The 16,044-nt window shown below is 68.9% G+C and carries 7 protein-coding genes and 1 tRNA gene; 4 read left to right on the forward strand and 4 right to left on the reverse strand.

Translation table 11 applies throughout. From position 1 onward, the window contains the following. Positions 1-25 precede the first annotated feature (25 nt). Together AC1MGR_RS10160 and AC1MGR_RS10165 are read right to left on the reverse strand one after the other, a co-directional pair. Positions 26-7,447, reverse strand: coding sequence for an SDR family NAD(P)-dependent oxidoreductase (locus AC1MGR_RS10160; RefSeq protein WP_480234503.1), 7,422 nt, complete (start codon positions 7,445-7,447; stop codon positions 26-28). Positions 7,448-7,956: 509 nt separating this feature from the next. After that, on the reverse strand, positions 7,957-10,179 hold the full coding sequence (locus tag AC1MGR_RS10165) for a glycosyltransferase family 2 protein (protein ID WP_480234504.1): 2,223 nt from the start codon (positions 10,177-10,179) through the stop codon (positions 7,957-7,959). 427 nt (positions 10,180-10,606) lie between these two features. Between AC1MGR_RS10165 and AC1MGR_RS10170 the strand changes: the two genes are divergently transcribed. Together AC1MGR_RS10170 and AC1MGR_RS10175 are read left to right on the forward strand one after the other, a co-directional pair. Further along, a tRNA-Val gene (locus AC1MGR_RS10170) sits at positions 10,607-10,681 on the forward strand. 365 nt (positions 10,682-11,046) lie between these two features. Next, positions 11,047-11,322 carry a hypothetical protein gene (locus tag AC1MGR_RS10175; protein WP_480234505.1) on the forward strand — a complete coding sequence of 92 codons (276 nt, stop codon included), beginning with the start codon at positions 11,047-11,049 and terminating at the stop codon, positions 11,320-11,322. A gap of 457 nt (positions 11,323-11,779) precedes the next feature. On the opposite strand, the gene AC1MGR_RS10180 is transcribed toward AC1MGR_RS10175, so the two are convergent. After that, positions 11,780-12,121 (reverse strand): NUDIX domain-containing protein, encoded by a 342-nt coding sequence (locus AC1MGR_RS10180; RefSeq protein WP_480234506.1) that lies wholly within the window; start codon positions 12,119-12,121, stop codon positions 11,780-11,782. A 140-nt stretch (positions 12,122-12,261) separates the two neighbouring features. Here AC1MGR_RS10180 and AC1MGR_RS10185 point away from each other — a divergent pair, with 140 nt between their 5' ends. Beyond that, positions 12,262-12,915 carry a GGDEF domain-containing protein gene (locus tag AC1MGR_RS10185; protein ID WP_480234507.1) on the forward strand — a complete coding sequence of 218 codons (654 nt, stop codon included), beginning with the start codon at positions 12,262-12,264 and terminating at the stop codon, positions 12,913-12,915. 762 nt (positions 12,916-13,677) lie between these two features. Here AC1MGR_RS10185 and AC1MGR_RS10190 read toward each other — a convergent pair. Beyond that, the gene (locus tag AC1MGR_RS10190; protein WP_480234508.1) at positions 13,678-15,303 is read right to left on the reverse strand and encodes a hybrid sensor histidine kinase/response regulator; all 1,626 of its coding nucleotides are present in this window, start codon (positions 15,301-15,303) and stop codon (positions 13,678-13,680) included. Between the two features lie 404 nt (positions 15,304-15,707). On the opposite strand from AC1MGR_RS10190, the gene AC1MGR_RS10195 reads away from it, so the two are divergent. Then, the gene (locus tag AC1MGR_RS10195) at positions 15,708-16,037 is read left to right on the forward strand and encodes a CsbD family protein (RefSeq protein WP_108040921.1); all 330 of its coding nucleotides are present in this window, start codon (positions 15,708-15,710) and stop codon (positions 16,035-16,037) included. Positions 16,038-16,044 lie beyond the last annotated feature (7 nt).

The raw sequence follows: 16,044 nt of genomic DNA on the forward strand, positions 1-16,044 counted from the left end.
GCGGCATGCCTCAAGGGGGAATCGCTCACGGGAGGATTTCTTTGATCGCGAGGCTGTTTTCTTCGACCATCGCGTGGAAGGGCTCGAGGGTGCGGACATCCACCCCCTCGCTGGCATGACGCTGCGCCAGGCTCATCACGGCCGCCGCCGCCTCGTCCACCGGCGCCGCGATCGACTGGATCAGGGTCTCGGTGAGTTCGTTGACGGTGAGGCCGGAGGAGATGCCGGAGGGCGGCGCCTCGAGGGCGAAGCGCTCCTGCAGGCTCGCGCCGAGTTCGACGCCCATCAGGGAGTCGAGGCCGATCTCGGAGAGGTGGCGCACGCGGCTGATGTCGTCCTTGGGCAGGCGCAGGATGCGGGCGATGTCCTCCACAATGGCGTCGGCCACCGTCTTGCGCACCGAGTCGATGTCCTGCGTCTTCAGCAGCATCCCGATGTTGATGGCCGCCACCGTGCCGGCTTCCATCTGCTGGTCCGAACCGAGTTCGGCGTAGCTCGGGCTCTTCATGGTGGCGAGCCGCTCGCGCGCCTTGCCCCAATGCATCGACGCGATGGCGATCACGGCGTCGTCCGGGTTCGTCCCCTGGCCTTCCAGCGCGTCGGCCATGAGGTCGAGGCAGTGGCGGGCATCCATGGGGGTCACGCCGACGCGACCCGCCAGGGTCTCCATCACCGCGCGGTTGCGGGCCAGCACGCCGACATCGCCGATGGCGCCCCAGGCTACGGCCAGGGCCGGCAGGCCGAGCTTGCGCCGGCGGCGGGCGAGGCCTTCCATGAAGCCGTTCGCCGCGACGTAGGCGCCCTGACCGGGATTGCCGATGAAGGTCGTGGCCGAGGAGAACATCACGAAGTAGTCGAGCGCACGGGTGCGCGTCGCCGCGTCGAGGTGCTCGGCCCCGATCACCTTCGGACGGATGACGGTGTCGAGCGCGGCGGCGTCGATGTTGGCGATGAGGCCGTCCTGCAGCACCATCGCGCCGTGGATCACGCCGGCCAGGGACCGGCCCTCGCGCTCCACCGCGGCCAGCAGCGCATCCACCGCCTTGCGGCTGGTGATGTCGCAGGCCATCGCGGCAACGTTGACGCCGCGGGCGCCGAGATCGGCCACGACCTGCTTGGCCTCGGGGCTCGCGGCCCCGTTGCGGCCGACGAGGACGATGTGCTTCGCACCCCGGTCCGCGAGCCAGCGCGCCGCCTCGATGCCGAAGCCGCCGAGGCCGCCGGTGACGAGGTGGACGCCCTCGGGCGAGATCGTGAAGGCGGACTTCTCCGCCTGCATCACGCTGCCGGGCTTGGGCGGCGCGATGACGATCTTCCCGACATGCCCCGATTGCTGCATCAGGCGGAAGGCGTCCGAGACCTCGTCCGCCGTGAAGGGCTGGAAGGGCAGCGGCTTCAGGCCGCCTTCCTTGAACAGGGACATGACTTCGCGGAACATCCGGGCCCCGTCCTCGCCCTGGTGCTGGAGCACCTGGTCGAGGTCGACGCCGAAGTAGGACAGGTTCCGGCGGAACGGGCGCAGGCCGATATGGGTGTTGGCGACGTAGTCGCGCTTGCCCAGCTCGATGAAGCGGCCGAAGGGCTTGAGGACGTTGAGGCTGCGCTCCATCGCCTCGCCGAACAGGCTGTTCAGCACCACGCCGACGCCGTCGCCGGTGATCCGGCGGACATCGTCCACGAAGGCGAGGGAGCGGGAGTCGAGCACGTGCTCGGCGCCGAGCGCCTTGACCAGGGCCCGCTTCTCCCGCGAGCCGGCCGTGGCGATGACCCGGGCCCCCTTCATCTTGGCGATCTGCAGGGCCGCGAGACCGACACCGCCGGCCCCGCCATGGATCAGCACCCACTCGCCGCGGCGCAGGCGGGCGCAGCTGACGAGGCCGTAATAGGCGGTGAGGAAGGCGACCGGCACGGTGGCCGCCGCCTGCGGATCGAGGCCGGGCGGGCTCGGGGCCACGACGAGCTCGGGCACGACGATGTGGGTCGCAAAGCCCGACTGCGCGAAGGCCACGACGCGATCGCCGGGCTTGAAGGCATCGACGCCCTTGCCGACGGAGAGGACCCGCCCCGCCACTTCCAGTCCGAGGCGCGGACCGGCGAAGCCGTCCTCAAGGATCTCCTCCGGCAGCATCGACAGCGCCCAGAGGACGTCGCGGAAATTGAGACCCGTGGCCTCGACCGCGATCTCGACCTCGCCGCGCTCGGGAGCCCGGCGCGTCGCCGGCCCCCAGGCCATTTCGTTGAGGCCGCCGGTGTTGCTGCGCTCCAGGCGCGCCGCCTCGGCCGGGACCGCATCGGCGCCGGGACGACGCGAGAGCTGGCCGGGCGAGAACCGGATCACGCGGGTCCGCTCGGCGTCGAGGATGATCTCGGTCTCGAGGGTGCCCGAGAGGATGAGATCGCGCAGGCGCTCGGCGGCCGCCTTGGTCGAGAGCGCCTCCGCGAGGTCGATCCGGCGTACGTCGAGATTCGCCACCTCGTTGGCGAGCGTCCGGCTGAAGGCCCAGACGCCGGCCTCGACCGAGCCGGTCGGATCGCCCGCGTCGCGGGTGGCACCGGGGCAGACCACCCAGAGGCGGGTCTGGCGGCTGCCGAGATGCTCGACGCAGCGCTTCAGGCTGAGGCAGCGCTCCCGCAGGCGGTCCGCGGCGGCGCCCGCATGGTTGAAGGCGCCGGCGAGGAAGACGACCGTGTCGGGCGTCTCACGCTCCAGTTCGAGCAGCGACTGCTCCGAGTCGAGGATGATCGAGACGTGGACGCCGCTCGCCACCAGCAGGGTCGCCAGGGACGAGGCCGTCTCCGCCGCGACGGCGTCGTGCGACCCGATCACGAACGCGAAGGTCTGACCGGGCGCCGGCCTGGCGCGGACCGGTGCCTCGGCGATGAAGAGCAGATCGTCGCCGTTGGCGGAGACGGCGCGATCGACCGCTACCCGCACGAGGCCGGTGTCGCTGAGGGCCCGCTGCCACCCGGTGATGTCGTCGAGACGGCCCACCGGCAGGTCGGCGGTGCTCTCGAACCAATCCGGCGTCAGGCCGAACACCAGGTCCCGGAACAGCGAGGCCCCGGGCTCGACGGCGACGAGGAAGCCGCCCGTCGCGAGCGCATCGGCGACCTTGCCGAGCAGCACCCGCTCGGAGCGATGCAGGACGTTGCTGGCCAGGATCACATCGAAGCTGGCCGGCGTCAGCTCGGCCGTGTCCTCGATGACCGTCACGCCGCGGGGCAGGGCGAGGCGCGCCCGCTCCGCCAGGCGGCGATCCGCTTCGAACACCGTCAGCTGCGCCTCGATGCCGTCCGCGAAGGCGGCGGCCTGGGCCGAGAGGGGGCCGAAGCCGACCTGGAGCACGCGCAGCGCCCGGTCGCGGGGCAGGGCGGCCCGGCCGGACTCGGCGAGATCCGCGATCACATCGGCCGCGGCCCGTGCCGTCGCGCTGCGCAGGACGAAGGCGTCCAGGGCATTCTGCGAGAGCGTCGGAGCCTCGGTCAGGTCACCCGCGAGCAGGCGACCGACGACGGCGCCGATATCGGCGGTGAGCACGAGTTCGGCCGAGAGCTCGGGATGATCCGCCGCGATCCAGCGCATGATCTCGTCGGGCGCCGGCAGGGAGACGTCCTTGCGCAGGGTCCAACGCTCGCCATCGAGGGTGGCGAGGTCGCTGCTCTCCAGGGCGTAGAGGGCGTTCAGGAGCCAGGGGCGCATCGCCTCCGGCACGCGGTCGTCGATCGCCACGGTGCCGGAGCGCTGCAGGCCCTCCGCCAGGCGGTACGCCATCGAGGTCGCCCAGCCTTCGAGAAGGAGGTGCCCCGGTGCGAGGGGCGCCTCGGCGGGGGCGACGACGGCCTTGCAGGCCGGACGGAACGCGTCGGCGACGCGCTTTCCGCGCTCCATGGCGATGGCGGTGGGCTCGGTGGCGAGCTCGGGCCGCTGCGCGATCGCGTAGGCGGCGAGGTCGCTGCCGTTCTTGGCGCGGAGCGCCTGGAACCGGCCCTCGCGCAGGGTGGCGATGACGGCGCCCTCGGCATCCACCAGGGTGAAATCGGCCAGGATGCTGCGCTCGTTGGCGCGCCGGGTCCGGATCATCGCCCGGGCGATGACGGCCCCGGGCTTCACGAGGCGGATCTCGCCGAAGCGGACGGGGACATAGGCCTTGGTCGACCCCTCGCCCATCAGGCCGGCGAACAGCAGGATCAGGCCGTGGAAACAGGAATCGAGGCGTGCGGGGACGAGCCCGAACCGCTCGTCGGCCTCGGCGGGCAGGAGTTCCGAGACGATGGTCGTCTCGTCGAGGCGCGCGCTCAGCGCCACCTGACGGAAGCTCGGACCGAAGCCGAGACCCGAGGCGGCGGCGAGGCGGTAGAGGCCTTCGCCCGCCACCGCGTGGTCGGCGGGAACGTGCAGGTCCACCGGGGCCGGTGCCGGGAAGCTGCCGTCGATGATCTTGGCCGCGGCGTGGAGCTGCCACGCGGCCTGGGTGAGGCGTGGCCGGCTGAGAATCTGGATGGCGTTGCCGGAGCCGGCGACCCGCACCGCGACCTCGCGCAGGGATTCCTCGCCGAACACCATCGGCGACTGGATCTCGAAGTCGGCGAGCGTGACGCTGTCGCTCTTCATCGCCTCGCGGGCGACGCCGAGCGCCATCTCGATGAAGGCCGCACCGGGCAGGATCGCCTGCCCGTCGATGCGGTGGTCATCGAGTTCCGGCACCGTCGCGATGTCGACGTGACCGTGCCATTCGAGGCCATCCGGTGCGACGCGCGAGCCGTAGAGGGGGTGATAGGGGCGCGGCGTCGCCGCACCGACGCCCTCGGTGGTCTCGGCGAGCCGGAAGGGCCGGCGCTGCCAGGGGTAGAGCGGCAGCGGCACGTCGCCCGCCGGATTGGATCCGAAGACCGTCGCCTCGTCGACGGCAGCGCCCTGCACGAGGGCGGCCGCGACGGTGCGGGCGATCGGATCGCCGCCCGCCGGCTTGCGATGCAGGACGCCGATGGTGGCGTTCTCGATGCCGAGGGGCTCGATGGCGTCGCCGATATGCGACAGCAGGGTCGCACGCGGGCCGACCTCGATGAAGACGCGGGCGCCCCGGCGGGTCGCCTCCTGCACGGCCTCGCAGAAGCGCACCGGCTCGCGGATGTTGCGCCACCAGTAGCCGGCCCCGAACTGATCCCCGGCCAGCACCTTGCCGGTGACGGTCGACACCATCGCGGTGGTCGCGGCATGCGGCTTGAGCCCGGCGAGGTCCCGCAGCAGCGGCTTCTCGGTCGGGTTCATCAGGCGGCCGTGGAAGGGGTACTCGAGGTCGAGCTTGCGCCCGCGCCGACGCTTGCGCGTCAACGCCTTCATGGCCGCGTCGATATCCTCCACCGGGCCCGCCACCGTGATCGCCTTGGGACTGTTGTAGGCGGCGATGTCGAGGCTCGGGTAATCCTTCAGGAACAGCTCGATCTCGTCCGCGGGCGCGAGCAGCACGGCCATCGTTCCGAAGCCGCGCGTCGTCTCCTGGTGCTTGCTCCGGTAGAAGATGACCTTCACGGCCTGCTCGAGGCTCAGGATCCCGGCGGCTTCCGCCGCGGCGATCTCGCCGACGCTGTGGCCGAGGACGTAGCTCGGCTTGAGGCCGCGGGCCCGCAGGGCCGTCGTCGAGGCGCTGGAGATGGCGAAGATCAGGGGCTGCGACACCCGCGTGAGGACGAGGCGCTCCTCCAGATCCTCGGCGAACAAGGCCTCCTTCAGGGACCAGCCCGAAAGGGTGTGGAACAGGCCGTCGATGCGGTCGAAGGCCCCCCGGAAGACGGCGTTCTCCTCATAGGCCTCACGACCCATGCCGGCCCACTGGCTCCCGTTCCCGGAATAGACGAAGGCGACCTCCGCCGCGCGGTCCACGGCGGTACCCAGGAGGGCCTCGGGGGCATCTTCGGCCTCACCGACGGCGCGCAGGACCCCCGGAAGATCGGCATCCAGGGACACGGCCAGGCGCGAGGACAGGCGCTCGCGGCGATGGGCGGCAGCGGCGGCGATCCGGGCGATCTCGGCCTTGTCGGCGCCGTCGAAGCGCTCGGCGTAATCGAGGGCGAGTTCGTTGAGGGCGGCACGGCTCTGGGCCGAGAGCAGCAGCACCTCCGGCGTCCGGGCGGCATCGGGTGCGACGGAGGCGGCACGCACCGGCGGTCCGTCCGTGAGGACGACGTGCGCGTTGGTGCCACCGAACCCGAAGGAATTGACGCCGGCGAAGCGCGCCTTGCCGTCGCGGGCCAGCGGCAGCGGCTTGTTCGTGACCGACAGGTTCAGATCCCGGAAGGGGATCTCGGGATTCAGTTCGGCCGCGTGCAGCGAGGTCGGGAACAGGTCGTGCTCGAGAGCCAGGCTGGCCTTGAGGAGTCCGGCCAGGCCCGACACCGGCTCGGTGTGCCCGATATTGCTCTTGATCGAGCCGATCGGGAGCGGCGCCTTGCGGGGACGACCGAGCTTGCCGCCGATGGCGCTCGCCTCGATCGGATCACCCACCGGCGTGCCGGTGCCGTGGGCCTCGACGAAGACCACCGCGTCGAGGTCGATCTCGGCCTCGCGGTAGACCTGCTCCAGCAGCGCACCCTGGGCGTAGCCGGAGGGCAGGGAGATGCCGGTGGTGCGCCCGTCCGAATTGACGCCGCTCGCCGCGATGACGCCGCGCACGGTACTGCCGTCATGCAGGGCGGCCTTGGCCGACTTCAGCACGAGGACGACGCCGCCCTCCGAACGCACGTAGCCGTCGGCGCTCGACGAGAAGGCCTGGCACAGGCCGGTGCGCGAGAGCATCTGCGCGTTCGAGAAGCAGATGAAGTTAAAGGGGCTCGCCAGGAGGTTCACGCCGGCGACGACGGCCGTGTCGATCCGGCCGCTGGAGATGGCCGCCACCGCGGCGTCGAGGGCGACGAGCGAGGACGAGCAGGCCGTGTCGACGGTGAAGCTCGGTCCCTTCAGGTCGTAGATGTAGGAGATGCGGTTCGACAGGATCGAGAGCGTGTTCCCGGTGGCCGCGTAGGCGTCGCCCGACGAGGTGTCGAGCACGCGCAGGTTGCCGTAATCCAGGGAGGAGGCGCCGACGAAGACGCCGATCTGGGTGCCCGCCACGTCCGAGGGGCGTAGCCCGGCATCCTCCAGGGCCTCCCAGGTGAGCTCCAGCAGCAGGCGCTGCTGCGGGTCCATCTGCTCGGCCTCACGGGGCGAGATGCCGAACACGCCCGGGTCGAACGACCAGATGTCGTCGAGGACGCCGGCCGACCACGTATAGCTCTTGCCCCGCTCCTGCGCGCGCGGGTGTCCGAACCGCTCGAGGGACCAGCGATCGTCCGGGATGCGACCGACGGCGCATCGCGCCTCGGTGAGGAGCTGCCAGAGCCCGTCGACGCTCGAAGCGCCGGGAAGCCGGCAGGCACGGCCGATGATTGCGATGTCTGTACGTTGTGTCACGTTCGATTCGCACACGCTCTTGAACGGGGGACAGGATCGACTTGTACCACCGGCGGCAACCAGCCCGATCCTTAGTATGGCTCCAGGCTACTGTCCAACCGGAGCGCCCGGAATCAGGGCAATCACCAAGCGGGAACAGGTACCCTGTTGCACGTATTCATCGATCATTCCGGCAAGATGAGGGAGCAGAACGCCGCACTTCGCGACAGCTTCCACTCGATCCCAGGCAGGAATTCCAAACAAATGCCATAAATCAGGCCGGATCACCCAACCTGAGCCGCAGGCAATCATCGACCCGTATGGCGGGTCCGCAACTTCGACATTCCGGCAGGGGGGAGGGTTCCGACCGGCGGCCGGGCTGAGAGCCGGCGTCGTCCCCGTCGATCAGACCTCGCTGCCCCCCTCTCGCGCGACGGCGGATCACGGCGCCGGCACGGTCGAGGGCAGGCGGATAGAGCGGCTGATTACGGCGACTTTGCGGTGCGACGGGACGCCGCTGCGCCGCAGCATCAGGTCCGATAGCGCGCCGCGCTCTTCGAGAAGTTGGGGTTGTAGTACGGATCGGCCCGCAGAACCGGTCCCCAGCGGTCTTGCATCACCCGGACCTCCCGCTCGAACCGCGCCAGCTTCTCGGGTGTGTCCTCCGCGCCGCGGCTCTTGGATTCGTGATGGATCAGGCGCGCATGGGGTGTCCAGACGATCCGATACCCGCGCGCGCGCAGCTTCAGGCAGAGGTCGACGTCGTTGAACGCGACGGCGAGGTCTCGGGCGTCGAACCCCCCGCACGCCGCGAAGACCGGGGCCCGGAGGAGCAGGCAGGCGCCGGTCACGGCCGAGACCTCCTGGGTCAGGACCATCCGGGCGAAGTAGCCGGGCTCGTTCTCGGACAGGCCGGGATGGCTGTGCCCGGCCACGCCGCCGATCCCGAGGACGATGCCGCCGTGCTGCAGCGTGCGGTCCGGGTAGAGCAGCTTCGCGCCCACCGCGCCGATGTCCGGCGTCAGCGCGATGGACACCATCTCGCGCAGCCAGCCGGGCTCGATGACCTCGATGTCGTTGTTCAGGAACAGGAGCAGCGCGCCCCGCGCCGCCGCCGCGCCCCGGTTGGAGAGGTCGGAGAAGTTGAAGGGACCGGGCACCGGCACGATACGAACGCGCGCGTCGGCGGACAGGCGCGCGAAGAGGTCGCGCGTACGGGGCTGCCGGCTGTCGTTGTCGACGACGAGCACCTCGAGGGCCGGATAATCCGTCGCGTCGAGAAGACCCGCGAGCGCCACGGCGAGGAGGTCCGCGCGGTCGCGCGTCGGGATGATGACCGATACCAGGGGCGCCGGCTCCGGGACCGGGCGGACGAGCCGGTTGAACCCGAGGGGGCCGCGCACCGCGGTCGCCCGCAAGGGCGCGGCGACCTCGGCCAGCGCGCGCAGCCGCGCCACCTCGCTCCGCTCCAGCGCCCGGTCCGAGAACGTTCCCGAGCCGGCGGCGGCGCGCCAATGGTAGAGGACCCGCGGGATGTGGCGGATGTGCTCGGGCGCGAGCCGGGCCGTGACCCTCAGGAGGAGATCGTGGTCCTGGCTGCCCTCGAAGCCCGGGCGCAGGCCGCCCACCGCCCGGATCGCCGCGGTGCGGATCACCGTGAGATGATTGATGTAGTTCTGGCCATAGAGCAGTTCGCGATCGAACCCCGACTTGAAGTGTGGCTCGAAGCGACGCCCCCGCCCGTCGATCTTGTCCTCGTCGCTGTAGATCAGGACGAGATCGGGCGCGGCCCGGATCGCGGCGGCGACGTGGTAGAGCGCCCCTTCGGCCAGCACGTCGTCGTGGTCGAGGAAGGCGGTGAAGGCGCCGCTCGCCTGCGCGAGGGCATCGTTGGTGGCGCGGGCGATGTGGCCGTTCTCCGCGCGCCGGAGAACCTGAATGCGCGGATCCTGGTGCGCGTGACGGGCAAGGAGACGCGGAATGGCCGGATCCGTCGAGGCGTCGTCGGCGATCGAGAGCTCCCAGTGCGGATAGAGCTGCGCGCGGACCGAGCGGATGGCGGCGTCCAGCACGCGGGGGGCGGGATCGTGCACCGGCATCACCACCGAGATCCGCGGCGCGTCCGCCCAGGTGCCGATCTCGTCGCGGATGCGCCGCCGGTCGGCCTCGGACAGGGTATCGAAGCGGGCGATCCAGGTGGCGTAGCCGGTCTCCGTCCGATCGTGGAGGGCGCGCAGGAGCAGCGCCCGCCCGCGGACCTTGAGGCCGAGGGCGCGCCAGTACGTTGCGCGCGCGGCGAGACCGGGGCTCCGGCGCAGGGCGCGTGCGACGAGGCCGATCCGGCGGGCCCGGCGGATCGCGAAGCCGTCGAGGTGGAACGCCGTTTCGCGGGCGAGGGGCGTCACGCGCAGGGCGCGCAGTCCCTCGGGCAAGCGCCCCGTCCAGGCGAAGCGATCCCCACCCTCCGCCTCCTCGGAGAGGGCCACGAGGCCGGGGCGACCGTCCGGCCCGAGGACCCGTGCGCTGAGCACCAGCCGGCAGACGCCCGCGCTGCCGACGTCCCGAAACCGGATCGTCGCCCAGGTCCCGCCGAGACCGGCATCCGCAAGGTCGAGGTCGAGGGCAGGACCATCCGGCACGAAACTCCGCGTCGACGGGCGCCGCAGCAGGGACAGCCCCGGGCGCGTCTGGGGCAGGGAGGCGGAGGGCAGGGAGGCGGAGGGCGGCGAGCCGGACCGGTTCGGGGTCTTCATTCCTGCCTCACGCCAGCGCCGACTGTGCCCGGGACGGCCCGGCCGGAGCGTCCCGCCATCCCCCTCGAACGGCCGGACGCAGCGGAGCCGGGACGATCCCGCCCCCCGTTCCCCCCGTCAGCGTCGCCGCCCCCAACGGCGTCCCGCGATCCACCCTCGCCCCCGACACGCATCGTCCCACCGCAGTCCCAACCCGCCCGTCCCGGCCGCCAAGCGCCGGCAGCCAATCGCCGGCAGCGGACCGGACCGACCCCGCCACCGGGACGCAACGGGTATGGCTTACCGCATTTTCGTAGGCCGGACAGGGCCGATGCCAGGGCCGCGGATCGCCGGACCGGTCCACCGAAGATTCGCGCGGCGAGGGCCCTTGCGTACCCCGGAACCCCAGGCTATAGCCCCCTCCACCGGCGCCGAGCCGCACCGGTGAGGGCGCGTAGCTCAGCGGGAGAGCACTACCTTGACATGGTAGGGGTCACAGGTTCGATCCCTGTCGCGCCCACCATCTATCTCTTGATGTCACAGGGTTTTCCCTGAAAAGAGATAGATCTGCGGTCGACGATCGCAGGTTCAGCCAGCCTCATTACGGTTCAGCACCCTGGCCGGAAGCCCGACCATCCAAGAGCCGCAAACGGCTCGGGCGATCCTCGCGCATGAGGTTGATGTGGCGGTCAGCGCCGTGCTTCGGAACCCAGGCGTTCGTGCTTATCCCATCGGCGGTAGTTGTGTTATCGACCTCGGAGCAGGCATAGCGCAGCAAGTCGAGCCGCGACGAGTGATCGTAGAGGACGTGCACGCCATAGAAACGCACAAGCGCCCCTCCGTGCGCGCCGCGATCTTGCTGGCCCACCCCGAGAAGAGTTGAAGTTGATGAAGAAGCCGATTCAGATCGGCGCCGCGGGCGTCATTTCCGCTCTGGCTCTGCTCCCCTTGCCGGCGAGCGCCTACTGCGCCTGCGCCTGCGTCAATGGGAAGGCGCAGAACGTCTGCTCGAACCAATTCGACACCGAGGTCTACTGCGTCAAGTTCTGTCCCGAAAGCGCGCTTCCGCCCGGCATTCCGCAGCGTAATCCGGACCTTGAAGGCTTCACTTCCGAGACGGGCAAGGGCAACCCACAAGACAAGGTGTTCATCGGCGGAAAGTAACGGATTTTCAGCGACGTCGAGGCGGGATCGGGGCAGCGTATTATCACCCGCGCATCGATGCCGACCCAGCCGGAGTAGTCATGAATGGCGATCAGCGGCGGTGTGTTCCCGCCGCCCACTTCGACCGCTGGTCCGACGACGCGAGGTCCATTCACCGAGCCGAAGCCTAGGTGCCGGGTCGTCCGCCTCGCAGGCAAGCGTCATTGCGATGGGGAATGCTTCTGCTCCGCATCTTGCGCGCAATTGGCGACCGTAGGCAGTTCAAGGATGAGACCGACGATCCACGACCTCACCGATCTCATCAACTTCCCTTGAAGCGTATGCGGCACAGCTCATCCGCATCAATCAGCCGAAGGTCCCTGAAGAATCGCCGCCAGCAAGCAGCGCCGAACATAGGGCTGCAAATCACTGCCAATCTCGCCGGCACACAGATGACGGGTGTGGTGATCGTCAAGCTTCACTCGTATGTTCCTGTCTTTAGGGAACAAAAAAAATACGTATTGACGCTATGAACCACTATGCCATCCGGGCCATCATCGAAAATCGTTTCCGCCGTATGTACGATTGGCCCGACGTTACACGCGATCCCAACCTCTACCAATGCCTTTCTGCTCGCGCCATCCTTGAGAAGCTCACCTTTATGAACTCTGCCGCCCGGCAGCCAGTATTGTCCTTCCGCGGGCGCATCCATCCGTTCGACAAGCAAGATACGCCCTTCCGAAACGATCGCGATGTCGACACAGGCGATCGGTACGCTCAGAAGGATCTGTCGGTATGTTTCGAACGGAATCCAGTTCATAGTGGTACCTCAGAACAAATTGAGGCATCCGAGGGGACAAAATTTGCCTCTCAATCACCTCCACTCCGGCAGCACTTGGTTCCAATCAAACTCCGCAAGCGCGTTGGACCGGTTGTTTTTTTTGGTTGGATGAATGCCTTATGAAAGCGTCGATAGGCGCGTTCGATGGGCAATTCTCTGATCCGCATCGTGTCGCGAAGGTTGCGCGTTTCCGACTTTTTCGACCACGTCCGCACCCCGGTAGGCTGCTCTATCCGCTCGAACAGGCCCCCCTGGTCGGTTTTGCCGTGCCGGCGTCGATCACGGTCGTGGTCTCTTTAATCTTCACGCTGATGATCGGCCAGGCGATCCGCGCGCTCGCGATCCAGCACCATGCCTTCGAGCACCTCAGCTGCACGGACGCACTCTCGGGCGTGTGCAACCGGCGCGCCTTCTTCGAGCGAATCGAGGGCGCGACGGGAGCCGGGCAAATGATCCCGATCGACATCGAGCGCTTCAAGGCGATCAGCGACACCTACGGCTATCTCGCGGGCGATGACGTCATCCGCAGCGTCGGGCAGACCCTACGCGCCGTGTTCGCGGGCACGCCAGCCGTCATCGGGAGGATCGGTGAGGAAGAATTTGCGGTGTTCCTTCCCGATACGGACGGCCGCCGGCCGGATCCCGCCGAAGCGGCCCGCGCTGCTGTCGCGGCGATGATCGTGGCGGGCATCGAGCGGCCGATCACGATCAGCCTCGGAGTGGCCGCGAGCGAGGTGTACTCGGCCGCCGACCACGCCCTCTATCTTACCTAAGCCGCGGGCCGGAACCACGTCGCGCATGAGGCCGAGATCTTCACGCTGCCACGCTTGAAGATAGCGTCCGCACCGGACCGTGGGCCACTGGCTGAACCACAAGCCGTAGCAATCTGAGGGCTGGGAAAATTAGACCTCTGACGTTTCGCAAACCTCTTCGAAGACCGCCGTAGGGCATTGTCTGAAGCGTCTCGATCAGCGGGATCGACGCGGTGCGGAACGTCAACTCCCGGAGAACGAAGAAGAGTTCGCTCCTGATCAGCTTGGACCTCCCACGAATACTGCGACACCGCACCCTTTGGCGGCAGAGGCCTGATTACTAACGCGCCAGAGGTTTCGTCAGCGCTTAGAGAATGCCGCTGTCGTCGTTGCCGGCGCCATCAAGATTGCAAATGATATGTTCCCATCGCCGGCCATCATACGAGCGCTCCGGTGACGGCCGCGCTGCCGCACATGGCGAGCGACCGACGCGAGAACGCCAACTTCGGTACGATCGAAACGTCTTGAGGGGGAATCGAGCCTGCAGCCGGGTCAGCTGCTCGCCCTATTGCACCGGAGCGCTCGTCTCGTTTCCGGACGCCGGGCCTCGGCGTTCGCCCGCATCCGGGTCGGAAGGCCAGAGGCTTCAGCGGTCGTCCGATCCCGGTCGACCTGCCTCGCCGCGCCCCGCGCCGTGAGAGAGGACGAGCACGGGATCTCTCCGCAGCGCCCGAGCCATCGTGACGGCCCGCCGAGCCGGCGGCCGGCCTCAGGCGCGTCGCCTCAACCGACCCCGGTGGGGCCGTCGATGACCCGTCGCACGCGCCGCGCGAGCTCGAGGCGCTTGTAGGGCTTGTTGATGATCTCGAACTCCGTGCCCCCCGCGTCGGTGCGCTCCAGGGACGCCTCCGCGTAGCCCGTGGTCAGCAGCACCTTGATCCGGGGCTGACGCTCGCGCGCGGCGCGGGCCAGCATGACGCCGTTCATGCCGCCGGGCATGATGAGGTCGGTGAAGAGGAGGTCGATCCGTCGCTCGCCGTCGAGGATCTCGATGGCGGCCCGGGGGCCGTCGGCCACGATGACCTTGTAGCCGAAATCCTCCAGGATGATGCTCGCGGTCTCGGCCACGTCCACCCGGTCGTCGACCACCAGGACCGTCTCGGTCCCGTGCCGGTCCGCGGCCCGCTGCGAGGCCTTGCGTTCCTCCTCGATCTTCTGGTCGCTCGCCGGGAACAGCAGGCGCACCGTCGTGCCGTGCCCGACCTCGGAGTAGATCTTCACCGAGCCACCCGACTGCTTGGCGAAGCCGTAGACCATCGCCAGTCCGAGGCCGGTGCCCTTGCCCTCGCCCTTGGTGGTGAAGAAGGGCTCCATCACGCGCTTCAGAATCTCGGCCGGCATGCCGCTCCCGGTATCGGTGACGGAGACCACCACGTAGGCTCCGGGCCCGACGGTCTTGAACAGGGCGGCGTCCTCGTCCTCGACGAGGAGGTTCTCCGTCTTCACCGTAACGGTACCGCCGTCCGGCATCGCGTCGCGCGCGTTCAGCATCACGTTGAGCAGCGCCACCTCGGCCTGAGTCGGATCGATGCGGGTATTCCAGAGATCGGGTAGGAGGTCCTGGCGCAGGGTGACGTGGTCGCCCAGCGTCCGCTCGGCCATCTCGCTCATGCTCTGGACGAGGCCGTTGAGGTTCAGGAGGCGCCCCTCCAGCCGCTGCTTGCGCGAGAAGGCGAGGAGCTGGTGGGTGAGCTTGGCGGCCCGCTCGGAGGCGTCGCGGACTGCCTCGCCGGCCCGGCGCAGGCGTCCGACATCGATGTCGGGATGGTCGACCAGGGCGAGCATGACCTCGTTGTGCCCGGAGATCACCTGCAGCAGGTTGTTGAAGTCATGGGCGATGCCGCCGGTGAGCTGGCCCAGGCTCTCCATCTTCTGCGCCTGATGCAGGGATTCCTCCGCGTCGCGCCGCCGCGAGACGTCGAGCTGCGAGCCGAAGAAGTAGACGAGCTCGCCGGACCGGTTGAACACCGGGGACACGAACAGGGCGTTCCAGAACGAGGAGCCGTCCTTGCGGTAGTTGATGATCTCGGTCGAGAATTCGCGCTGCTCCTCGATGGCCAGGCGCAGCTCGTCGACCACCTCGCGGTCCGTCTCAGCCCCCTGCAGGAAGCGGCAGTTCGTGCCGATCAGCTCGTCCCGGGTGTAGCCGGTCATGCGCTCGAAGGCGCGGTTGACGAAGATGATCGGATTGTCCGCCTGATGCGGGTCCGTGACGATCATCGGCATCCGCGTCGTCTCGACGGCCGCGAAGAAGATGTCGTGGTGCTGATCGATGACGCCCGAGGGACCGCGGCCGCTGACGGGCGTCTTCGGGCCATAGGTCTTCGGCTTCTCGGGCGAAGTCGTCAATGCGGAGCTCCGGTATTCGAGGCGCCTGAGGTGCCTTGAACCATTCCAGATGGACAGATGCCACACGGCGTACAACCGGTGAATGGCCCTTGAACAAAACTTGAACATCTCGCCGGGGGCGCGTCGTCGCAGGCCAATCTGACCAGGTCTGATTGAGGGAAACCGGCGCTGGCCGGGGCGCCGTCGGCGGCGGATACGCGGCGGGTCCGCGTGTCGGCGACCCCAACGCCCGATCCGTCCGCCCGGCCCCTTAGTGCGTCCGTACCAGAAAGTGCGAGCGTGGCCGGAACAGGATTGCGCACAACCCGTTTGTGCACGGCTGCCGGCGTGTCGGACGATCGCCGATCGGGCCGCAGCCGCGCCGTGACCGACCAAGCCATTTCGACAGACGACGGGAGAACATCATGGTCGATACCAACCGTATCACCGGCACCGCCAAGGAACTCGCCGGCAAGGCTCAGGGCGCCGTCGGCGACCTGGTGGGATCTCGAGACGACTCCGTGAAGGGGCGCCTGCGCGAAGCCCAGGGGACCGCCGAGGATCTCTACGGCCAGGCCAGGGACGTCGTCCGGAACGTCGCCGACGAAGTCTCGGACTATGCCGAGGACGCCTACGACCAGGGCAAGCGCCAGTTGCACGAGGTCCATGAGCAGTCCGTCGCGTGGCCGCACGCTTCGCTCCTCGTGGCCGGCCTCGTCGGCTTCGGCCTCGGCCTGCTCGTGAGCAAGCTCTGACCCGTCC

This window comes from Methylobacterium sp. BI1 (assembly GCF_056680125.1).

What these genes read in the sequence shown, in the direction of transcription:
- AC1MGR_RS10195 (WP_108040921.1), top strand. Translation starts at nt 15,708, where the DNA reads ATGGTCGATACCAACCGTATCACCGGCACCGCCAAGGAACTCGCCGGC.
- AC1MGR_RS10180 (WP_480234506.1), bottom strand. Translation starts at nt 12,121, where the DNA reads ATGAACTGGATTCCGTTCGAAACATACCGACAGATCCTTCTGAGCGTA.
- AC1MGR_RS10165 (WP_480234504.1), bottom strand. Translation starts at nt 10,179, where the DNA reads ATGAAGACCCCGAACCGGTCCGGCTCGCCGCCCTCCGCCTCCCTGCCC.
- AC1MGR_RS10185 (WP_480234507.1), top strand. Translation starts at nt 12,262, where the DNA reads ATGAAAGCGTCGATAGGCGCGTTCGATGGGCAATTCTCTGATCCGCAT.
- AC1MGR_RS10175 (WP_480234505.1), top strand. Translation starts at nt 11,047, where the DNA reads ATGAAGAAGCCGATTCAGATCGGCGCCGCGGGCGTCATTTCCGCTCTG.